Here is a 21,960-nt window from a genome sequence, read left to right on the forward strand (position 1 = left end):
ACCCCGGGCCCGGCCCTCGCCACCCCGGGCCCGCCCGCCTGTCTCGGGCTGGAGAAGTCACGTCGTTGCGGGAAACTTCCCGCAACGACGAGACGTTGCCAGCCCGAGTCGGGGTGTGAGTGGACGGACCGGCGGGTCTAGGCCCCGGGCCGGGCCAGGTCCAGGGCCCAGGTCCAGGTCCAGGTCCACGTCCACGTCCACGGGCCAGGGTCTACGCGCCAGAGACGATGACCGAGCGGTGCAGGGTCCTGGCTGCAGGGCCAGGGGATGCAACGGCCCGAGTCGGGATTCGGGACCGCGGAGGCAGGGCGCGCGCCGGCCGGCCGCAGCGTGCCCCCCGTCACCTATTCCGGGATGGAGAAGTCACTTCGTTGCGGGGAACTTCCCGCAACGAAGTGACGTTGCCAGCCCGAGTCGGGAGCCCGGGGAGGAACAGCCGGGGGAGGACCAGGCAAGGCGAAGACCGGGCGAGCCAGTGGAGGGTCGGCCAGGGGAGCACCGGGCGAGGCAGGACCGGGCCGGCGAGTCAGACCGTGTCGGAGACGGGGCGGCCGAGCTGCAGGTGCTCGTGCGCGAACGCGACCGTCTCGCGCAGCATGCGCAGGCGGTCCGGCTCGTTCTTCGCCTTGCGCGTGTTCACCTCGGCGACCACATGGCCAGACCAGCCGATCGACGCGAGGTACTGGAGAGTCTCGGCCACGGGCTGCCCGCCCTCGCCGGGCGCGAGGTGCTCGTCGAAGAGCTTGTCGTTCGCCTCGGGCGCCTGCCCGTCGCAGAGGTGGATGTGCCGCAGCCGGTCGCCGGCCGCCTTCGCCATCTGCAGGGAGTCGCGGCCGGAGAGCGCGGCGTGCGAGAAGTCGAGCGTGATGGCGTCGCAGTCCATGTCGACAGGGTCGATGCCCGGCTTGTAGGCCTGCAGCGCCCGGCCGGACACCTTCCAGGGGAACATGTTCTCGACGGCGATCTCGGTGCCGGTGTCCTCGTTGATCTCGCGGACGATGCCGAGGAAGTTCTCCGCGTATCCCGACTGCCACCGGAACGGCGGGTGCACGACAACCGTGGAGGCGCCGATGTCGCGGGCGAGCTCGGCGGAGCGCTGGAGCTTCGTGCGCTGGTCGCGGCCCCACACGAACTGCGTGAAGAGCAGCACGGGTGCGTGCACGGCCAGCACCGGGAGCTGGTACTTGTCGATGAGCCGCTTCAGCGCATCCACGCTTCGTGACGTCTGGTCCGTCGAGATCATGATCTCCATACCGTCGAAGCCCGCGTCGCGAGCTATCTGGAACGAGGTCTCGACAGACTTCGGGAACGTGCAGGAGGTGCTCATGCCGACGGTGATCATTTTCCGGAGATTACTCCTCTCGGCTGTCCGAAAGGTGACGGAGCCCGGCCCGGCTCAGGAGAGCCGGTACTCGAGTTCTGGTCGACCGGGTGTGCCGTACCTCGGGGTGCGCTCGGCGGCCGCCGTGTCGACGAGGTGCTCCAGGTAGCGGCGGGCCGTGACCCGAGAGAGGGCGAGCTGCTCGGAGAGCTCCTTGGCGGAGATGCCACTGCCGGCCTCGAGGCCGCGGAGGGCGGCGATGACGCCCGTGAGGGTCTCGCTGGTCAGTCCTTTGGGGAGGCTCGACTGCGGTGCGGCGTGCCGGAGGGCCGCGAGGGTCTGGTCGACCTCGTCCTGGCTCGAGACGACGTGGTCGAAGAGACCGGCACGGTATTCGCGGAGCGCCTCGAGCTTCTCCGCGAAGGTCTGGAAGGTAAAGGGCTTCAGCAGGTAGTGGGCGATGCCGAGCGACACCGCCTGCTTGACGGTCGCGGCCTCGCGGACGGCGGTGACCGCGATGATATCGACGTCGTGCCCCTCGGCCCGAAGCTTGCGGGCCACGTCGATGCCGGTCGCATCCGGCATGTTGATGTCGAGCAGGACGACGTCGATGCGAGCAGCATCGCCGTGGCCCGACGCTCGGACGGCGAGGATCGCGGCGGACGCCGTGCCGACGACGCCGACCGTCGTGAAGCCGGCGAGCCGGTCGACGTAGGAGGCGTGCGCTCGCGCAGTCATGGGCTCGTCGTCGACGACGAGCACATGCAGGTCTCGCGGCGAGCGTTCGTCAGTGGTCATCCGACGCTCCTCCAGCGCCCGAGGTGGCGCCTCGGGTGCCCGCAGGCACGTGGATTCGCGGCACTCCGTGCCCGGTCTCGGTCACCGTGTCCTCTTCTCGGACGGCCGGCTGCTCGCGCAGTGGCAGGCAGACCGTGAACGCGGACCCCTCGACCTCGATGCTTCCCCCGGACCTGCGCACGGCCTGGCGGACGAGCGCGAGCCCGACGCCTCGGCCCTTGCCGGGTTTGCCGGAGACGCCGAAGTCGAAGATGCGGCTGAGGAAGTCCGGGTCGGGTCCCTCGCCGCTGTCGCTCACCTCGATGAGCACCTCCCCGTCGAGCTCCTCGACGAGCACCCGCACGGCGGGTGAGGGCGTCGTCCGGGCCGCCTCGAGCGCGTTGTCGACGAGGTTGCCGACGATCGTGATGAGGTCGCGAGCCGAGGCGCTCGCGGGGACCCGCTCCGGCAGGTGCAGCTCGAAGCGCACGTCCATCTCGTCGGCCTGCGCCGACTTGCCGAGGAGCAGGGCGACGAGCACCGGGTCCTCGACGGCGCGCACGAGGCGGTCGGCCAGCTCCTGGCTGACTCCGAGGGTCGAGCTGGCGAGACGCATCGCCTCCTCCGGCTGCCCGAGCTCGATGAGGGCGATGATGGTGTGGAGTCGATTCGCGAACTCGTGCGCCTGCGAGCGGAGCGCCGCGGCGAGGGTCTGGGAGGTCTCGAGCTCGCCGCTCAGCTCCTCGATGCGGGAGTGGTCGCGCAGCGTGACGACGGTGCCCGCGAACCGGGGAGCGTCGTGGCCGGGGCCGCGCGTCACGACCGCCTCGCAGTTCACGACGAGCACGTGGCGCTCCGTGACCACGATCTCGTCGACGACGGCCTCGCCGCGCAGCATGGCCTCGCGGAGGATCTCGGGTGCCTCCAGGTCGCGCACCGGGACCGGCGCGGCATGCTCGTCGAAGGGCGGCAGGCCGAGGTACTCGGCGGCCTTCACGTTCGTGAGCACGATCCTGCCCTTCGTGTCGATGAGCACCAGACCCTCGTCGATGGAGCGCAGCACCCCCTCGTAGTAGGCGAACATCCGCGCGAGGTCCTCCGGGCCGCGATTGTCGGTCACGCGGCGAAGGTAGCGGCTGAGCGCCCAGGCGCCAGCCCCGCCGATGAGCAGCGCGCCGAACGCGGACCAGAGGATGAGCGCGATGCGGGACCCGGTCGCGACGTGCGCGTTCGACACGGTGACGCCCGCGGAGACGAGGGCGACGACCTCGCCGTCGTCCCAGATGGGGGCGACGGCGCGCACCGAGGGGCCGAGGGTGCCCGTGTAGGTCTCCGTGAAGGTGGAGCCGGTGAGTGCAGCGTCGATGTTGCCCTGGAACGGGCGGCCGATCTCCTCGGGGTTGCGGTGCGTGATGCGCACCCCGTCCGTGTCCATGATCGTGATGAAGTCGACGCCGGTGGAGTCGGAGATGGAGATCGCGTAGGGCTGCAGGCTGCTGCTCGGGGCGGCTGTCTCGAGCTGCTCCACGACGAACGGGTCGTGGGCGATGGTCTCGGCAACGGCGAGGCTGCGCAACGCGGCGTCGTCTTCGGCCTCGCGTCTCGCATCCGCCCACACGATCGCCACGCCGATGCCGGTGAGCACGAGGATGGCGACGAACTGCAGCACGAAGAGGCGCGTCGCGACGCTCCAGCTTGCGAATCGCATGGTGCTCCTCCTCACGGTCGTCGCATCTCCCGGCGCTGCACTGCACCGTCGGCGATGAGAACAGTATGAACGCAAGTCGCGGCGGTCATGTGGGGGAGCGGATGCTCGATCCATCGTTCCCGACGCAGCTCGCGTCGGATCTCAAAGGAGAGAAGACAGCAATGGCGCTCACATCTCAGGACCAGAAGGCTCCGCGCAAGCGCGGCATCGACAAGACGCACTGGCTCTACATCGCCGTCATCATCGCGGTGCTCGCGGGCATCACGGTCGGACTTGTCCTCCCGGAGTTCGGGAAGGCGCTCAAGCCCGTCGGGGAGGCGTTCGTCGCCCTCATCAAGATGATGATCGCCCCGATCATCTTCTGCACGATCGTGCTCGGTGTCGGCTCCATCGCGAAGGCCGCGACGGTCGGCAAGGTGGGTGGGCTCGCGCTCCTCTACTTCATCACGATGTCGACCTTCGCCCTCGGCATCGGCATGGTCGTCGGCAACTTCATCCACCCGGGTGAGGGCCTCAACATCGCCAGCGCGTCGTACGAGGCGGATGCGGCGAAGAGCGAGGGCACGGCCGACTTCCTCCTCGGCATCATCCCGACGTCGCTGTTCTCATCGCTGACGGACGGCAGCATCCTGCAGGTGCTGTTCGTGGCACTGCTGCTCGGCTTCGGCCTGCAGAAGATGGGCACGAAGGCGGCGCCCATCATCGACGCGATCGCGCAGATCCAGGCCCTCGTGTTCCGCGTGCTCGGCATGATCATGTGGGTCGCCCCGGTCGGCGCGTTCGGCGCCATCGCCGCGGTCGTGGGGGCGACGGGCATCGACGCGGTCATCGCGCTCGGTACGCTCATGATCGCCTTCTACATCACGTGCGCGCTGTTCATCGTCGTGGTCCTCGGCTCGCTGCTGTGGCTCGTGGCGCGCGTCAACATCTTCAAGCTCATGAAGTTCCTCGGCCGTGAGTACCTCCTCATCGTGTCGACGTCGTCGAGCGAGGTCGCGCTGCCCCGCCTCATCGCGAAGATGGAGCACGTCGGCGTCTCGAAGTCGGTCGCCGGCATCACGATCCCGACCGGCTACTCCTTCAACCTGGACGGCACGGCCATCTACCTGACGATGGCGTCGCTGTTCATCGCCAGCGCGATGGGCACGCCGCTCTCGATCGGCGAGCAGGTGTCGCTGCTGGTCTTCATGATGATCGCCTCGAAGGGCGCCGCCGGTGTGACCGGTGCTGGCCTCGCGACGCTCGCCGGCGGCCTGCAGGCTCACCGCCCCGACCTCGTGGATGGCGTCGGCGTGATCGTCGGCATCGACCGCTTCATGTCGGAGGCGCGTGCCCTCACGAACTTCACGGGCAACGCCGTCGCGACGGTGCTCGTCGGAACGTGGACGAAGGAGATCGACAAGCAGCGCGTCGACCTCGTGCTCAGCGGAGGCGCCCCCTTCGACGAGGCGACCATGAACGAGGACGTGCACGGCTCGACCGACCACTCGCGAGACGCGAAGAGCGCACAGGTCATGGACCAGGAGCGCGCGACCGCGTAGGCCGCTCGGCGCGGTCGGCCCGCGCACGCAGACCTGTGGGGTGTGCATCCGTTTCGCGAGAACCGGATGCACACCCCACAGGTCTGCGCGCAGCAGCTCTGCCTAGAGCCAGTCGCGCCTCTTGAACACGATGTAGAGCACGACGGAGGAGCCGATGACGAGGGTGATGGACGCGATGAGGCCCTCGACCTGGTCGTGGCCGGGGAAATCGACGTTCATGCCGAAGAAGCCCGTGATGGCTGTCGGGACGGCGATGATCGCCGCCCAGCCCGTGACCTTCTTCATGATCTCGTTCATCTTGTTGCCCTGCAGGGCGATGCTCGTCTCAATGGCGGTCGAGATGTGGTCGGCGAGCGTCTCCGACCAGTCGGCGGCAAGGCCGGCATGGTCTCCGACGTCGGCGAAGTAGGGGTGTAGCTCCGGCGCCACCTTCTCCTCTCCCTGGTGGATGAGGAGGGTGATGACCTCTTTGAGGGGGAGCGTCGCGTGGCGCAGCTTGGAGACGCTGCGGCGCAGGGTGAACGCGCGCCGCTGCACCTCGCTGGTGTCGGGCCGTTCGCTGAAGAGGCCGTCGCTGAGCGCCTCGATGACCTCGTCGAGCCGCTCGACCGAGTCGGTGTGGCTGTCGACGACGATGTCGAGCAGCGCCCACACGAGCCACGGCACCCCGTAGGTGGAGAGCTCCTCGTTGTCGTCGAGCCGCTTCGCGACCGCGTCGATGGGGAAGCGATCCTCGTGCACGGTGATGAGGATGCCGGGCAGGATGAAGGCCGTCAGTCGCGAGATCTCGACGGTGCCCTCCTCGTCGCACTCCGACGCCGAGAGCGTCAGCAGGAGGTGCGAATCGAATCTCGCGAGCCGTGGCCGCTCGAGGTGGGACCGCGCGTCCTCGACCGCGAGCTGGTGCAGGTCGAGGAGCGTCGCCAGCTCGTCGAGGGCGCCCTCCTCGTCGAGCGTCAGGTCGACCCAGACGGTGCAGTTCGCGGATGCTCGGTGCTCGGCGAGGGCCGTCAGCGAATGCTCGCCCTCGACTCGCTTCCCTTCGCGGTAGAGCCTCTTCGTCTGCATGCGGCTCATCGTACGACCGCGGCTGGCGTCAGCTGTGCGGGGGCTGTGCGGCGCTCGCGGGAGGCTTGCCGTAGCTGAGTCTGCGGATGGCCCACTCGGCCGGTCCCGGCTTGCCTGCCCGCTCGAGCAGGACGGCGCCGAGGAGCGTCACGAGCCAGGCGCCGGCCCCGATGAGGAACGCGCCACCGGTGCCGACCGTGCCGCCCAGACCGAGCGACCAGGCGGGCATGAGGAGCAGGAAGATGACGGACTGCGCCAGGTAGCCGGACATGGAGCGTCGCCCGAGGGCGGTCAGCGCCCCGACGATGGGGCCGGGCGCTGTCCCGGCCTGCTGACTGCGGGCGACGATGAGCGCGAAGAGCGCCGCGTAGCCGGCCCCGGCCAGGATGCCGGTGGCGGAGTGCAACGACCCGGCCAGGAACCACACCGGGCCAGGCGCGAAGCCGAACGCGAGCCCCAGCGCGAACGGGATCCCGCCGATGACGGCCGCCGCGACACCGGCCGTCGCGATGAGACGAACGGCGCGAGCGTGCTCCCATGGGCGCTCGAGGAGCTGGTGCCTCGCCATGATGAGGCCGAGCATCATGGGCGGGAGGACCCCGAGCACCGTCAGCGGCGCGAACGCCAGGAACGGCAGGAACTCGCCCACGCGCGCGGCCTGCGCATCCAGGAACGTCTCGCTCAGGACCGACGGCATCTGGACGATCGCCCCCGTCTCCATCTCGCTGAGTCCGGATGCCGCAGCCCCGTCGCCGCTGCCGAACGCGATGGCAAGCGGGGCGGTGATGCCGAAGACGAGCCAGAGCACCCAGCTCGGTGAGCGCATCAGCAGGATGAGGACGAAGCCTGCGAGGGCGTACGTGTGCATGATGTCGCCCATGAAGAGGAGGAGCCCGTGGAGGGCGCCGAACACGAACAGCCAGGTATTGCGCTTCGCGAGGAGCCCGCGCACCACCGGCCACGGCGTGCCCCTGCGCTCCTCGCGGGTGACGAGCTGATGTAAGCCGTACGCGAACAGCAGCGAGAAGAGGGGGAAGCTGCGGTTGTCGATGAAGAGCGCACCGAGGACATCGGCGATGCGGTCGCCGACCCCGGGGTCCAGCGGGCGGAACAGGATGCCCTGTTCCCTGCCGTACAGGTACACGGTGAGGTTCGCGATCGCGATGAAGAGGAGGGCGAAACCTCGAGCCGCATCCGGCGCGAGAGCACGCGCCTGAGTCGCCGTGGGCTGGAGTCCTGGCGGTGAGAGCTGCATGCTCACACGCTACCGAGAACGGCATTCGGCACACACGCAGTCAACTGCCAGGTAAAATAAATCTGTCCACACCGCTGCATGAGCTCCAGGAGGCCGAATGATCGCGTTCCTGGCTATCTTCCTCGGCGCGAGCATCCTCATTCCGGTGCTCCACAGGTGGCTTCGGAACGTGACGTTCCTCGCCGCCGCTGCCATCCCCGCCGTCGCCTTCGTCTGGACCGCGCTGCTCGGTCCGCGCATCCTGAGCGGCGAGGTGCTCGTCGAGAGCATCCCCTGGATCCCGCAGATCGACATCGCCATCGCCATGCGGATGGACGTGCTCGCCTGGGTCATGACGCTCATCGTCACGGGCATCGGCTCGCTGGTGCTCGTCTACTGCGGCCGCTACTTCAAGCCGGACGAGCCCGACATCGGCCGATTCGCCGCAGTGCTGCTCGCCTTCGCCGGCGTCATGTTCGGCCTCGTGCTCGCCGACGACATCTACCTCCTCTTCATCTTCTGGGAAGCGACGAGCGTGCTCTCGTTCCTGCTCATCGGGCACTACTCGTCGAAGCGCGCGAGCCGCGGTGCCGCCATGCAGGCGCTGCTCGTCACGACGCTCGGCGGCCTCGCCATGCTCGTCGGCCTCGTCATGCTGCACGCGTCGACCGGCACGTCGCTGCTGTCCGGGATCATCGCGAACCCGCCCGAATTCGACGGCTTCACCATCACGGCCATCATGCTCGTGCTCGCGGGCGCCGTCACGAAGTCGGCCCTCGTGCCGTTCCACTTCTGGCTCCCCGCCGCGATGGCCGCGCCCACCCCGGTGAGCGCGTACCTGCACGCCGCGGCGATGGTGAAGGCCGGTATCTACCTCATCGCGCGCCTCGCACCCGGCTACGCGGAGATGCCCGGCTGGCGCGAGGTGCTCGTCACGATCGGCATCGCGACGATGCTCATCGGCGGGTGGCGTTCGCTGCGCCAGCACGACCTCAAGCTGATCCTCGCCTACGGCACCGTCAGCCAGCTCGGCTTCATGACCATCGTCGTCGCCTTCGGCACGCGGGACGCGGCGCTCGCGGGCCTCGCCATGGTCATCGCCCACGCGTGCTTCAAGGCCGCGCTGTTCCTCATCGTCGGCATGATCGACCACCGCACGGGAACCCGCGACATCCGCAAGCTCTCCGGCCTCGCGAAGGCCGCGCCCGTGCTGTTCTGGATGACGGCGCTGGCGATCGCCGCCATGGCCGGCGTGCCCCCGATGTTCACGTTCGTCGCCAAGGAGGCCATCCTCACGGCCCTCCTCGAGGCGGGCGAGGCAGGCAACATGTGGGGCTGGGTCGCGCTTGTCGGCGTCATCATCGGCACCGTGTTCACGGTCGCCTACTCGGCCCGCTTCCTCTACGGCGCCTTCGCGTCGAAGCCCGAGGTCGAGCGCGTCCGCTACGTGCCAGAGCACCTCGACTTCATGTTCTCCCCGCTCATCCTCGTCGCCGCCTCGCTCGGCCTCGGCTTCGCCTCCGGCCTCGTCGATCCCGTGCTCGCGATGTACGCGGACACGCTGCCGGAGATACCGGGTGCCAAGCCGTACTACCTGGCTCTGTGGCACGGATTCGAGCCAGCGCTGTTCATCACGATCGGCACCTTCATCCTCGGTGGCCTGCTCTTCCTCTGGCGGGCGCCCGTCGCCCGCGCCCAGGCGAAGGTGCCGCCGCTCATCGAGTCGTCGCGCGGCTACTGGACCACGATGCGCGTCGTCGACGTCATCGCCGCCCGCACCACCGCGACCACCCAGCGCGGCTCGCTGCCCTTCTACCTCGCGTCGATCTTCATCATGTTCGTCGTCGCCTCCGTCTTCACGCTCGTCACGATGGACACCCCGGTGCCCGCGTTCGAGACCGAGATCCGCTGGCAGGAGATCGCGATCATCCTGATCATGATCCTCGCCGCGTTCTTCGTGACGAGCTCGGAGAAGCGCTTCCAGGGCGTCATCCTCGTGGGCGTCACCGGCTACGGCATGGCGGGGCTCTTCGCGCTCTCCGGCGCCCCTGACCTCGCGATCACGCAGGCGCTCATCGAGACGATCACGCTCGTCGTGTTCGTCCTCGTGCTGCGCCGACTCCCGGCACGCCACGGCAAGGCGCTCAAGAACCCGCCGTCGTGGCTGCGCTGGCTCATCGGCGGCTCCGTCGGGATCGTCATGGCCATCGTCGCCTGGATCGCGCTCGCCTCCCGCCAGGCTTCCCCCGACTCGCTGTTCTTCCCCGAGTTCGCCTTCAAGGGCGGGCACGGCTCGAACATCGTCAACGTCACGCTCGTCGACATCCGCGGCTGGGACACGATGGGGGAGCTCTCCGTGCTCATCGCCGCCGCCACGGGTGTCGCGAGCCTCGTCTACCTCAACAACCGCGGCCGCTCGCGCGTGGACGCCGCCCGCGGCCCGCGCTTCCTGCGCGCCTCCCGCCCCGTCACCGAGCCCATCGACCTCGCGGCCGTGAGCGCCGCCGGCCAGAAGCTCGGCAAGGCAGACAAGCTGCAGGGGGAGCGCCGCAAGGTCTGGCTCATCGCCGGGAAGTCGCTGGCCCCGAACAACCGCTCGATCATCCTCGAGGTCGTCGTGCGGCTCGTGTTCCACGCGCTGCTCATCGCATCCCTCTTCCTCCTCTTCACCGGCCACAACACCCCGGGTGGCGGTTTCGCCGGCGGTGCCGTCGCGAGCCTCGCGCTCGCCGCGCGCTACCTGGCCGGCGGCAGGGCCGAGCTCGATGAGGCAGTGAAGGTGGATGCGGGCCGGCTGCTCGGCATCGGGTTCCTGCTCGCGACGCTCACGGCGCTCGTGCCGATCTTCTTCGGCCAGGCGCCCTTCACCTCCTCGTGGATCGACCAGGACATCCCCGGCATCGGCCAGTTCGTCTTCGTCACGTCGACCGTCTTCGACATCGGCGTCTACCTCATCGTCATCGCGCTGGTGATCGACATCCTGCGCTCCCTCGGTTCGGAGATCGACCTGCAGATCGAACAGGATGCGTCCCCGGACTCCGACTCGGCTGCCGAGCACGACGGCCTCCAGGGCGAGACCCCGGACGGTGGCGAGACGGGCTACAACACGGGGGCGCTCGCCCGAGTCAACGAAGAGGTCGAAGCAGCCCAGTCAGACATCGAACCCGTCGAATCCGAGGAGGTGACACGCTCATGACGCTGTCCCTCGTGCTCCTCGTCGGCATGGCCGCGCTCTACACGTGCGGCGTCTACCTGCTCCTCGAGCGCAGCCTCACGCGCATGCTCCTCGGGATCCTGCTCGTCGGCAACGCGACGAACATCCTGCTCTTCTTCATGTCGGGCAGCTTCGGCCTCGCCCCCATCTACGACCCTGACGTCGCGCCGGAGGACTACTCCGACCCGATTCCGCAGGCCTTCATCCTCACGGCCATCGTCATCACCTTCGGCGTGACGGCCTTCATGCTCGCCCTCATCTACCGCTCGTGGCGCCTGGCGCAGGCCGACACCGTGAGCGACGACGAAGAGGACATCGCGATGCGCACGGCCGACCTGTCTCAGGACGACGAGGAGTTCGACGAGGACGACTCCGGCGACACGGAGTTCGGGGAGTACGCGGAAGCGGCGGTTTCGACCGCCCGCATCAACATGGGCGAGGGGCCGAAACCCGGCTCGGGCAAGGACAGCTTCGCCGAGGCATCGCTCAAGGCAACCGAGCCGAGCAACCGGCACGAGGAGCTCGAGGAGTTCCGGGCCGGTGAGCAGGATGCGCAAGCCGAGCAGGGCTCGCAGCCTGACGGAGCTCGCGAGGTCGGACTCGACTCGGGCGCCGACGACCACGCCGAACCGCACGACGACGCAGGGAAGGGGGACCGCTCATGACCTCGCTCGTTCCCCTCATCGTGCTCGTGCCGCTCATCGGAGCGGCGCTCACGCTGACCGCTGCTCGCGCGGCACGCCTCCAGATCTTCCTGGCCCAGGCGACGCTCGTGCTCGCACTCGTCGTGAGCATCGGCCTGCTCGTGGCCGTCAACACCTCGGGTGAGGCGCTCGTCGTGCAGGGCGGCGGCTGGCTCGCCCCCTTCGGCATCTCGCTGGTCGTCGACCAGCTGTCGGCGATGCTCGTGCTCGTCACGAGCATCGTGCTGCTCGCCGTCATGGCGTTCTCCATCGGGCAGGGCGCGGCGGACGGCGACGACGAGACACCCGTCTCGATCTTCTACCCCACTTACCTCGTCCTGGCGGCTGGCGTCTACAACGCGTTCATCGCCGGCGACCTCTTCAACATGTTCGTGGGCTTCGAGATCCTCCTCGTGTCGAGCTTCGTGCTCATCACACTCGGCGGTACGACGGAGCGCATCAAGGCGGGCGTGACGTACATCGTCGTCAGCCTCGTGTCCTCGTTCATCTTCCTCGGCTCGATCGCCCTCATCTACGGCGCGGTCGGCACCGTGAACTTCGCGGAGATCGCCGTGCGGATGGCCGAGCTGCCGCAGGACGTGCAGCTCATGCTGCACATGCCGCTCCTCATCGCGTTCGCCATCAAGGCGGCGCTCTTCCCGCTGTCCTTCTGGCTGCCGGACTCGTACCCGTCGGCGCCAGCACCGGTGACGGCCGTGTTCGCGGGCCTGCTCACCAAGGTGGGTGTGTACGCCATCCTGCGCACCGAGACGCTGCTGTTCTGGGACAACGACATCTCGGTGCTGCTCATGGTCATAGCGCTGCTGACGATGGTCGTCGGCATCCTCGGCGCCGTGGCGCAGGCAGGCATCCGACGAATGCTGTCGTTCACGCTCGTCAGCCACATCGGCTACATGATCTTCGGCGTCGCGCTCGGCACGGAGCTCGGTGACGCCGCGACGGTGTTCTACATCGTCCACCACATCATCGTGCAGACGGCCCTGTTCCTCGTCACGGGTCTCATCGAGCGCATCGCGGGCTCGTCCTCGCTCACGCACCTGGGCGGGATGCTCAAGCGCGCGCCGTTCGTGGCGGTGCTGTTCTTCATCCCCATGCTTAACCTCGGCGGCATCCCGCCGTTCTCCGGCTTCATCGGCAAGGTCGGCCTCTTCACCGCTGGCGCGGCGGAGGGCAGCGTGCTCAGCTACGTGCTCATCGGCGCGGGTGCCGTGACGAGCCTCCTGACGCTCTACGCCCTCATCCGCGTCTGGAACCTCGGCTTCTGGCGCACGCAGGAGCAGGTCGTCGACTTCTCGTCGCCCATGACGGAGCGCATCTCCGACACCCCCGAGTCCGCCGTCGTGACCGAGACGAAGTCCTCGTCGCGGCTCATGACGATCGCGACGACCACCATGGTCGCCGTGAGCGTCGCCATCACGGTCTTCGCCGGCCCCATCTACGAATGGTCCGAGACGGCCGCGTTCGACCTGGTACCCGCCGAGTACATCAGCTCGGTCTCCAACGGGGAGGTGCTCAAGCCATGAAGGTGAAAGACGTCAGCGCCCGCAAGCCGAGGCGCCACGCCATCCTCGTCCAGCTGCCGCTGCTGCTCGCGCTCGTCGCGTTCTGGCTGGTGCTGTGGGGGCACGTCGACGTCATCAGCGTCGTCACCGGGATCATCTTCTCGGTCATCATCGTCGAGGTCTTCTACCTGCCGGCGGTCGACCTCTCGGGTCGCATCAACCTGTGGTGGAGTCTTGTCTTCTTCGTGAAGTTCCTCTACCGCCTCGTGAGCGCATCCCTCATCGTCGCGTGGCTCGCGTTCCGGCCCGCGAAGCCGCCGCTCGGCTCCGTGGTCTCGGTGCAGCTGCGCACGCGCAGCGACTTCGTGCTCACCCTCACAGCCGAGGTGAACATGCTCATCCCCGGCTCCATGGTCGTCGAGGTCGACCGGATGCACTCCGTGCTGTACCTGCACGTGCTCGATGCCTCCACAGACGAGGCCGTCGAGTCCGTCAAAGCGCTCGCGCTCGACGTCGAGGAGGGCCTCGCGCTCGCCCTGGGCACACGCGACGACCTCTGGCGAGTCAACCGAGACCGGGTGCGTCGCGGCCTCGGCCCCATCGGCCAGTCGCCAGCGCAGAAGAAGCACGAGGCCATCCGCGACAAGCAGTTCGCGCACGACATGCCCGTCTTCGTCGAGGGCACGGCGGACAGCCGCTCAACGGCTCCAGAGGGGAACAAGTGATGGTCGTCGACGTGCTCGTCTGGATCTTCGGCACGATGTTCGCGGTCGCCGCGCTGCTCGCAGTGATCCGCATCATCCGCGGCCCCTCCATCATCGACCGCATGGTCGCGTCCGACGCGCTCCTCACGATCCTCATCTGCGTGCTCGTCGCCGACATGATCATCCGCGGACACACGGACACCCTCCCGCTGGTCCTCGCGCTCGCGATGACCGCATTCATCGCCTCGGTCGCAGTGGCCAGGCACGTCACCAGGCAGGAGGCGAACGCCAGTGAGCGCTTCTGACACGCTTCTCGCATCCGGGGGGCTCCTCACCGAGGGGCCGCTCGAAGTCCTCGACGTCATCTCCCTCATCTGCCTCGGCCTCGGCGCGCTGCTGTCGCTCGCCGCGGGCGTCGGCCTCATGCGCTTCTCCGACGTGCTCATGCGCATGCACGCGCAGACGAAGCCGCAGATCGCCGGGCTCATGTTCCTGCTCATCGGCCTCGCCGTCCAGCAGACGCACCTGCCGACGATCCTGTTCCTCATCCCGATCATGTTCTTCCAGATGCTGACGACTCCGGCGGGTGCGACGATGCTCGCGCGAGCCGGCTACCGCAGCAGGCAGTTCGACAACGTGCCCCTGTTCGCCGACGAGCTCGCATCCGCCGTCGAGAGCGCGCAGCGCCGCACGGACGACGAACTGACTCGGGCGCACGCCGTGCGGACCGGCCAGCCGGAACGCGAGCCGGCACCCGAGCACGAGGGCCTTGGTCACGGCGAGAAGTAGCCAGTCGGCACGGCACTGCCCGGCCGTCGCCGCGGCGTAGAATGGCGGGCATGCCTGAGCCAGAAATCGACATCAAGCCACGCAGTCGGGTCGTCACCGACGGCATCGAAGCCACCACGTCGCGCGGCATGCTCCGCGCCGTGGGCATGGGCGACGAGGACTGGGACAAGCCGCAGATCGGCATCGCGTCCTCGTGGAACGAGATCACCCCCTGCAACCTCTCCCTCAACCGCCTCGCGCAGGGCGCGAAGGAGGGCGTGCACTCGGGCGGCGGCTACCCGCTGCAGTTCGGCACCGTCTCCGTCTCCGACGGCATCTCGATGGGCCACGAGGGCATGCACTTCTCGCTCGTCTCGCGCGAGGTCATCGCCGACTCCGTCGAGACCGTCGTCATGGCCGAGCGCCTCGACGGCACCGTCCTGCTCGCGGGATGCGATAAGTCGATCCCCGGAATGCTCATGGCTTCCGCACGCCTCGACCTCTCGAGCGTCTTCCTCTACGCGGGGTCCATCGCGCCGGGCTGGGTGAAGCTCTCGGACGGCACCGAGAAGGACATCACGATCATCGACTCCTTCGAGGCTGTCGGCGCCACGAAGGCCGGCAAGATGTCCGAGTCCGACCTGAAGCGCATCGAGTGCGCCTTCGCGCCGGGCGAGGGTGCCTGCGGTGGCATGTACACGGCCAACACGATGGCCTCCGTCGCCGAAGCCCTCGGCCTCAGCCTGCCGGGCTCGGCGGCTCCCGCGTCGGCCGACCGCCGCCGCGATGCGTTCGCCCACCGTTCCGGCGAGGCCGTGGTGAACCTGCTCCGCCAGGGCATCACGACGGGCGACATCCTCACGAAGGAGGCCTTCGAGAACGCGATCGCGATCGCGATGGCACTCGGCGGATCGACCAACGTCGTGCTCCACCTCCTCGCGATCGCCCGCGAGGCGCAGGTCGACGTCACCCTGCACGACTTCAACCGCATCGGCGACAAGGTTCCCCACATCGCCGACATGAAGCCCTTCGGCAAGTACGTCATGAACGACGTCGACCGCCATGGCGGCATCCCCGTCGTCATGAAGGCGCTCCTCGACGAGGGCCTCATGCACGGCGACGCGCTCACGGTGACGGGCAAGACGCTCGCCGAGAACCTCCGCGACCTCAACCCCGACCCCGTCGACGGTGACGTCGTGCACACGTTCAGCAACCCCATCCACGCGACCGGCGGCATCACGGTGCTGCACGGCTCTCTCGCCCCCGAGGGCGCGGTCGTCAAGACGGCAGGCTTCGACGCCGACGTCTTCGAGGGCCCAGCGCGTGTGTTCGAGCGCGAACGCGGCGCGATGGATGCGCTCACGAACGGCGAGATCGAAGCGGGCGACGTCATCGTCATCCGCTACGAGGGCCCGAAGGGCGGACCTGGCATGCGCGAGATGCTCGCCATCACGGCGGCCATCAAGGGCGCAGGTCTCGGCAAGGATGTACTACTCTTGACGGACGGACGATTCTCAGGCGGCACAACCGGCCTGTGCATCGGCCACATTGCACCGGAAGCGGTCGACCAAGGTCCTATCGCTTTCGTCCGCAGTGGAGATCTGATTCGGGTCGACATCGCGGCTCGCTCGATCGACCTACTCGTCGACGAAGCTGAGCTCGCCTCCCGCCGAGAAGGCTGGGAACCGCTCCCTCCGAAGTTCACGCGCGGCGTGCTTGCGAAATACTCGAAGCTCGTTCGCAGCGCGTCCGAGGGCGCGACCACGGGCTAGCCCTCAGGGCTCGCCCTCATCGACCGCGCTCGACTCATCGAGTACGAAGAAGAACGGATCTCATGACGCAGGAAACTGCCGCCCGCATCGCCGCGGCGTCACCACCCTCCGCTGGGCACGAGCCCGAGATGCTGACCGGAGCCCAGGCTGTCGTCCGCACCCTCGAGAACCTCGGGGTCACGGACGTCTTCGGACTGCCGGGTGGCGCCATCATCGAGGTGTACGACCCACTCCTCGACAGCACCAAGCTCCGCCACATCCTGGTTCGCCACGAGCAGGGCGCCGGCCACGCCGCCGAGGGCTACGCCTCGGCGAGCGGCCGCACCGGCGTCTGCATCGCGACGAGCGGCCCAGGCGCCACGAACCTCGTCACCGCGATCGCCGACGCCTACATGGACTCGGTGCCGCTGCTCGCCATCACCGGCCAGGTGTTCTCGCACCTCATGGGAACGGACGCCTTCCAGGAGGCCGACATCATCGGCATCACCATGCCGGTGACGAAGCACAGCATCCTCGTCCGCACGCCGGAGGAGATCCCGGCGGCCATCGCCGCGGCGTACCACATCGCGTCGACCGGTCGCCCCGGGCCCGTGCTCGTCGACATCACGAAGGACGCCCAGCAGAAGAAGGCGCCGTACGTCTGGCCGGTGAAGCTCGACCTGCCCGGCTACCGCCCGGTCCTGAAGGCGCACGGCAAGCAGATCCTCGCCGCGGCGCAGCTCATCGCGCAGGCCAAGAAGCCCGTCTTCTACCTCGGTGGCGGCATCGTCCGCTCCGGTGCGTCCGCCGAAGTGCAGCGCCTCGTCGAGAAGACCGGCGCGCCGGCCGTCACGACGCTCATGGCACGCGGCGCGTTCCCCGACTCGCACCCGCAGATGCTCGGCATGCCCGGCATGCACGGCACGGTGCCAGCCGTGCTCTCGCTGCAGGAAGCCGACCTGCTCATCACGATCGGCGCCCGCTTCGACGACCGAGTGACCGGCAAGTCGGCGCTCTTCGCTCCGAACGCCAAGGTCATCCACGTCGACATCGACCCCGCCGAGATCTCCAAGATCCGCACGGCCGACGTGCCGATCGTGGGCGACGCGCGCGAGGTCGCCATCGACCTCCTCGCCGCCGTCACCGACCACGCTCCCGCTGAGGCCTCGCGACTCGAAGAGTGGTGGACCTACCTCAACGGCCTCAAGGCGGAGTTCCCGCTCGGCTTCACCGAGCCGAGCGACGGCCTCCTCTCGCCGCAGCGCATCATCCAGCGCATCAGCGAGCTCACCGGGCCCGAAGCCATCTACGCGGCGGGCGTCGGCCAGCACCAGATGTGGGCGGCGCAGTTCGTCAAGTACGAGCGCCCCAACGCGTGGCTCAACTCCGGCGGCGCCGGCACCATGGGCTACGCCATCCCAGCAGCGATGGGCGCCAAGGTCGCCGAACCGCACCGCACGGTGTGGGCGATCGACGGCGACGGATGCTTCCAGATGACCAACCAGGAACTCGCGACCTGCGCGATCAACGACATCCCCATCAAGGTCGCGATCATCAACAACTCGTCGCTCGGCATGGTGCGACAGTGGCAGACGCTCTTCTACGACGGACGCCACTCGAACACCGACCTCAACACGGGGCACGAGACGGTCCGCATCCCCGACTTCGTGAAGCTCGCCGACGCCTACGGGGCGCTCGGCATCCGCGTCACGAAGGAGGAGGAGATCGACGCCGCGATCAAGCTCGCCCTCGAGACCAACGACCGAAGCGTCGTCATCGACTTCGTCGTGAGCGCCGACGCCATGGTGTGGCCGATGGTGCCGCAGGGCGTCTCGAACAGCTTCGTCCAGTACGCCAAGGAACACAGCCCGACCTTCGAGGGGGAGTAGAACATGTCGAAGCACGTACTTTCCCTCCTCGTCGAGGACAAGCCGGGCCTCCTGACGCGCGTCGCCGGGCTGTTCGCCCGCCGAGGCTTCAACATCGAGTCGCTCGCCGTCGGCACGAGCGAGGTCGAAGGGCTCTCGCGCATCACGGTCGTCGTGGACGTCGAGGAGTTCCCGCTCGAGCAGGTGACCAAGCAGCTCAACAAGCTCATCAACGTCATCAAGATCGTCGAGCTCGAATACGACGCCTCCGTGCAGCGCGAGCACCTCCTCGTGAAGGTCAAGGTCGACGCGACGACTCGCTCGCAGGTCATCGAAGCCGTCAACCTGTTCCGGGCCCGCGTCGTCGACGTGGCGACGGATGCGCTTGTCATCGAGACCACGGGCGACACGGGCAAGGTGCAGGCATTCTTGCGCGTGCTCGAGCCGTACGGCATCCGTGAGATCGTCCAGTCGGGCCTCGTGGCCGTCGGGCGCGGCGCCAAATCCATGACCGAGCGGGTCGCGCGCTGACCCCCGCGTCGCGCGCATCCGCTCAGCACCACCCAAACGCCAGAACGCCAACAATCAAGGAGCACACAAGTGGCTGAAATCCTGTATGACACCGACGCAGACCTGAGCATCATCCAGAGCAAGAAGGTAGCCGTCATCGGCTACGGCTCGCAGGGGCACGCCCACGCGCAGAACCTTCGCGACTCCGGCGTCGAGGTCAAGATCGGCCTGAAGGACGGCTCCAAGTCGGCCCCCAAGGCTCAGGAAGATGGCTTCGAGGTCCTCAACGTTGCGGATGCAGCCGAGTGGGCCGACGTCATCATGATCCTCGCCCCCGACCAGCACCAGCGCTCCATCTACACGGATAGCGTCAAGGACAAGCTCACCGAGGGCAAGACGCTCGCGTTCGCCCACGGCTTCAACATCCGCTTCGGCTACATCGACGCCCCCGAGGGTGTCGACGTGATCCTCGTCGCCCCGAAGGCCCCCGGCCACACGGTGCGCCGCGAGTTCGTCGCAGGCCGCGGCATCCCTGACATCATCGCCGTCGAGAACGACGCGTCGGGCACCGCCTGGGCGACCGCGCTCTCCTACGCCGCCGCCATCGGCGGAACCCGTGCAGGCGTCATCAAGACGACCTTCACGGAGGAGACCGAGACCGACCTCTTCGGCGAGCAGGCTGTGCTCTGCGGCGGCACGTCGCAGCTCATCCAGTACGGCTTCGAGACGCTCACCGAGGCCGGCTACCAGCCCGAGATCGCCTACTTCGAGGTGCTCCACGAGCTGAAGCTCATCGTCGACCTCATCTGGGAGGGCGGCATCGCCAAGCAGCGCTGGTCGGTCTCCGACACGGCGGAGTTCGGCGACTACGTCTCCGGCCCGCGCGTCATCGACCCGAGCGTCAAGGAGAACATGCAGGCCGTTCTCGCCGACATCCAGTCCGGCGCCTTCGCGAAGCGCTTCATCGACGACCAGGACAACGGCGGCGTCGAGTTCGCCGAGTTCCGCAAAAAGGGCGAGTCGCACCCCATCGAGAAGACCGGCCAGGAGCTGCGCAAGCTCTTCGCCTGGAAGCAGACCGACAGCGACTACGTCGACGGACAGGTCGCGCGCTAGGCGTCACCAGCCGCCCGCAGTCCTGAACTGCACGGGGCCGGCCCAGAGCATCCGCTCGGGGCCGGCCCTTCTGCGTCTGCCGGGGGCCGCGTGTTACGGCGGCGCGGGCCGCTGGCGCGCCCCGCGATAGGATCGGTTCGGCCTGCGCCCGCAGACTCCCTGTCTCCACTGGAGGATTCTTCACGTGTCAAAGCCCGTCGTTCTGCTTGCCGAGCAGCTTTCCCCCGCAACCGTGGATGCGCTCGGTCCCGACTTCGAAGTCCGCCAGGTCGACGGTACCGACCGTCCCGCGCTCCTCGAGGCACTCGCCGAGGCCAACGCCATCCTGGTGCGCAGCGCGACCCAGGTCGACGCCGAGGCGATCGCCGCAGCCCCGAACCTGAAGATCATCGCGCGCGCCGGCGTCGGCCTCGACAACGTCGACACGCCAGCCGCCACGAAGGCCGGCGTCATGGTCGTCAACGCGCCCACCTCGAACATCACGTCGGCCGCCGAGCTCGCGGTCGGCCACATCATCTCGCTCGCTCGCCACATCCCGAACGCCAACGCGTCGATGAAGGCCGGCGACTGGAAGCGGTCGAAGTACACGGGTGTCGAGCTGTTCGAGAAGACCGTCGGCATCGTCGGCCTCGGCCGCATCGGCACGCTCGTCGTCGACCGCCTCAAGGGCTTCGGCGTGACGCTCGTCGCCTACGACCCCTACGTGACGCCCGCCCGCGCCTCCCAGCTCGGCGTGCAGCTCCTCAGCCTCGAAGAGCTCATGGCGCAGTCCGACTTCATCACCATCCACATCCCGCGCACCCCCGAGACGACGGGGCTCATCGGCGACGCGGAGTTCGCGCTCGCCAAGCCCGAGCTGCGCATCGTGAACTGCTCGCGCGGCGGCATCATCGACGAGAACGCGCTCCGCGACGCCCTCGAGTCTGGCAAGATCGCCGGTGCCGCCCTCGACGTGTTCGTCACCGAGCCGCCGTCGAACCGCGACCTCCTCGACCAGCCGAACCTGCAGCTCACGCCGCACCTGGGTGCATCCACCGACGAGGCCCAGGAGAAGGCCGGCGTCTCGGTTGCCCGCTCTGTGCGCCTCGCGCTCGCCGGTGAGCTCGTGCCCGACGCGGTGAACGTCGCAGGCGGCGTCATCGACGAGTACGTGCGCCCCGGCATCCCGCTCATGGAGAAGCTCGGCCAGTTCCTGCAGGGCCTCATCGGCGCCTCCCCGGTGGCGTTCGACATCGAGGTGCACGGCGAGCTCGCACGCTACGAGATCAAGGCGCTGCGTCTCGCCGCGCTCAAGGGCTTCTTCACGAACATGGTGACCGAGCAGGTCTCCTACGTGAACGCGCCGCTCCTCGCGGAGGAGCGCGGCCTCGAGGTCCGCATGAACGCGGATGAGGACAGCGACGAGTACCGCAACGTCCTCACGCTGCGTGCGACGCTCAGCGACGGCAAGACGGTCTCCGTCTCCGGCACGCTCACCGGCCCGAAGCAGATCGAGAAGCTCGTGGGCATCAACGGGTACAGCATCGAGGTGCCGCTCGCCAACCACCACCTCGTGATGATCTACAGCGACCGCCCCGGTGTCGTCGCCGTCTACGGTGCCGCGCTCGGCGACGCCGGTGTGAACATCGCCGGCATGCAGATCGCGCGCGACGAAGAGGGCGGCCAGGCCCTCTCCGTGCTCACGATCGACGATCCCGCGAGCGACGAGCTGCTCGCGAAGCTGCGCGACGCGATCGGCGCCTCCGAGCTGCACGAGATCGACATCATCGAGAGCTAGCACTTCCATCGGCGGCCTGCCGCCTCGGCGAACGCTGCCTGCGTCTTCACCCCCTGCGAGAGCTCGCAGGGGGTGAAGACGCAGGCAGCGTTTTTTGGTCAGTGGCTGTCGTGGCCAGCTTGCGGGATGGATGCGGGATGAATGCGGGCTGGTTGGGCCTGGCGGACGTGCTGCGGTGCATCCGTCACGGAAGCCGGCCGACGTCCGGGCGGGTGGAGAGCCGCGAAGGGGCGTGGCGTTCGGCTCGTGGGCTTGGCCAACTCCCGGGGCACCGTCCCGTCCCGTCCCGTCCCGTCCCGGCGCGGGCCAGCGCGGCGCGGGCGCGGGCGCGATCGCTGCCAGCCGATTGCCCCGCTGACGCCCCCGCTGGAGGGCGACTCGCCGGGCAGCGATGGAG

Annotated in this window: 17 protein-coding genes; 12 read left to right on the forward strand and 5 right to left on the reverse strand. The window is 68.3% G+C overall.

Features of this window, described 5'->3' with window-relative positions:
* Nucleotides 1-526: 526 nt before the first annotated feature.
* Genes C5E10_RS04355 through C5E10_RS04365 form a run of 3 tightly spaced genes read right to left on the reverse strand, consistent with a single transcriptional unit; the run spans nt 527 to nt 3,806 of the window.
* Nucleotides 527-1,342, reverse strand: a complete 816-nt coding sequence (locus C5E10_RS04355; protein ID WP_104240414.1) for a sugar phosphate isomerase/epimerase — start codon at nt 1,340-1,342, stop codon at nt 527-529.
* A 54-nt stretch (nt 1,343-1,396) separates the two neighbouring features.
* Nucleotides 1,397-2,119 (reverse strand): response regulator, encoded by a 723-nt coding sequence (locus C5E10_RS04360; protein WP_104330606.1) that lies wholly within the window; start codon nt 2,117-2,119, stop codon nt 1,397-1,399.
* Entirely contained in the window at nt 2,109-3,806 is a 1,698-nt protein-coding gene (locus C5E10_RS04365; protein ID WP_181062639.1) for a sensor histidine kinase, read from the reverse strand. The genes C5E10_RS04360 and C5E10_RS04365 overlap by 11 nt, the downstream gene beginning before the upstream one ends.
* A 161-nt stretch (nt 3,807-3,967) precedes the next feature.
* Here C5E10_RS04365 and C5E10_RS04370 point away from each other — a divergent pair, with 161 nt between their 5' ends.
* A complete protein-coding gene (locus tag C5E10_RS04370; protein ID WP_104330608.1) occupies nt 3,968-5,347 on the forward strand; it encodes a cation:dicarboxylate symporter family transporter in 1,380 nt (459 codons plus the stop codon).
* 102 nt (nt 5,348-5,449) lie between these two features.
* Here C5E10_RS04370 and C5E10_RS04375 read toward each other — a convergent pair whose 3' ends face one another.
* Together C5E10_RS04375 and C5E10_RS04380 are read right to left on the reverse strand one after the other, a co-directional pair.
* Nucleotides 5,450-6,415: a magnesium transporter CorA family protein gene (locus tag C5E10_RS04375; RefSeq protein WP_181062640.1), complete on the reverse strand. Its 966-nt coding sequence runs from the start codon at nt 6,413-6,415 to the stop codon at nt 5,450-5,452.
* Between the two features lie 28 nt (nt 6,416-6,443).
* A complete protein-coding gene (locus C5E10_RS04380) occupies nt 6,444-7,670 on the reverse strand; it encodes a DUF418 domain-containing protein (RefSeq protein ID WP_104330610.1) in 1,227 nt (408 codons plus the stop codon).
* 97 nt (nt 7,671-7,767) lie between these two features.
* Here C5E10_RS04380 and C5E10_RS04385 point away from each other — a divergent pair, with 97 nt between their 5' ends.
* The 11 genes from C5E10_RS04385 to serA all read left to right on the forward strand — a co-directional run bounded on the left by C5E10_RS04385 (nt 7,768) and on the right by serA (nt 21,563).
* Complete coding sequence (locus C5E10_RS04385) at nt 7,768-10,845, forward strand: Na+/H+ antiporter subunit A (RefSeq protein WP_104330611.1); 3,078 nt, start codon at nt 7,768-7,770, stop codon at nt 10,843-10,845.
* Nucleotides 10,842-11,528, forward strand: coding sequence for a Na(+)/H(+) antiporter subunit C (locus C5E10_RS04390; RefSeq protein ID WP_104330612.1), 687 nt, complete (start codon nt 10,842-10,844; stop codon nt 11,526-11,528). Before C5E10_RS04385 ends, C5E10_RS04390 begins: the two co-directional genes overlap by 4 nt.
* A complete protein-coding gene (locus C5E10_RS04395) occupies nt 11,525-13,090 on the forward strand; it encodes a Na+/H+ antiporter subunit D (protein ID WP_104330613.1) in 1,566 nt (521 codons plus the stop codon). Before C5E10_RS04390 ends, C5E10_RS04395 begins: the two co-directional genes overlap by 4 nt.
* Complete coding sequence (locus C5E10_RS04400) at nt 13,087-13,794, forward strand: Na+/H+ antiporter subunit E (protein ID WP_104330614.1); 708 nt, start codon at nt 13,087-13,089, stop codon at nt 13,792-13,794. The genes C5E10_RS04395 and C5E10_RS04400 overlap by 4 nt, the downstream gene beginning before the upstream one ends.
* Complete coding sequence (locus C5E10_RS04405; RefSeq protein WP_104240424.1) at nt 13,794-14,078, forward strand: monovalent cation/H+ antiporter complex subunit F; 285 nt, start codon at nt 13,794-13,796, stop codon at nt 14,076-14,078. Before C5E10_RS04400 ends, C5E10_RS04405 begins: the two co-directional genes overlap by 1 nt.
* Complete coding sequence (mnhG, locus tag C5E10_RS04410; protein ID WP_104330615.1) at nt 14,065-14,562, forward strand: monovalent cation/H(+) antiporter subunit G; 498 nt, start codon at nt 14,065-14,067, stop codon at nt 14,560-14,562. The genes C5E10_RS04405 and mnhG overlap by 14 nt, the downstream gene beginning before the upstream one ends.
* A 50-nt stretch (nt 14,563-14,612) precedes the next feature.
* The gene (gene ilvD / locus C5E10_RS04415) at nt 14,613-16,313 is read left to right on the forward strand and encodes a dihydroxy-acid dehydratase (protein ID WP_104330616.1); all 1,701 of its coding nucleotides are present in this window, start codon (nt 14,613-14,615) and stop codon (nt 16,311-16,313) included.
* A 62-nt stretch (nt 16,314-16,375) separates the two neighbouring features.
* Nucleotides 16,376-18,181, forward strand: coding sequence for an acetolactate synthase large subunit (locus C5E10_RS04420; RefSeq protein ID WP_104240427.1), 1,806 nt, complete (start codon nt 16,376-16,378; stop codon nt 18,179-18,181).
* 3 nt (nt 18,182-18,184) lie between these two features.
* Entirely contained in the window at nt 18,185-18,691 is a 507-nt protein-coding gene (ilvN, locus tag C5E10_RS04425; RefSeq protein ID WP_104240428.1) for an acetolactate synthase small subunit, read from the forward strand.
* A 69-nt stretch (nt 18,692-18,760) separates the two neighbouring features.
* The gene (gene ilvC / locus C5E10_RS04430) at nt 18,761-19,786 is read left to right on the forward strand and encodes a ketol-acid reductoisomerase (RefSeq protein WP_104330617.1); all 1,026 of its coding nucleotides are present in this window, start codon (nt 18,761-18,763) and stop codon (nt 19,784-19,786) included.
* Nucleotides 19,787-19,970: 184 nt separating this feature from the next.
* Nucleotides 19,971-21,563: a phosphoglycerate dehydrogenase gene (gene serA, locus C5E10_RS04435; RefSeq protein ID WP_104330618.1), complete on the forward strand. Its 1,593-nt coding sequence runs from the start codon at nt 19,971-19,973 to the stop codon at nt 21,561-21,563.
* Nucleotides 21,564-21,960: the final 397 nt, after the last annotated feature.

It is taken from the genome of Pseudoclavibacter sp. RFBG4, assembly GCF_002931515.1.
GTDB lineage: Bacteria > Actinomycetota > Actinomycetes > Actinomycetales > Microbacteriaceae > Pseudoclavibacter.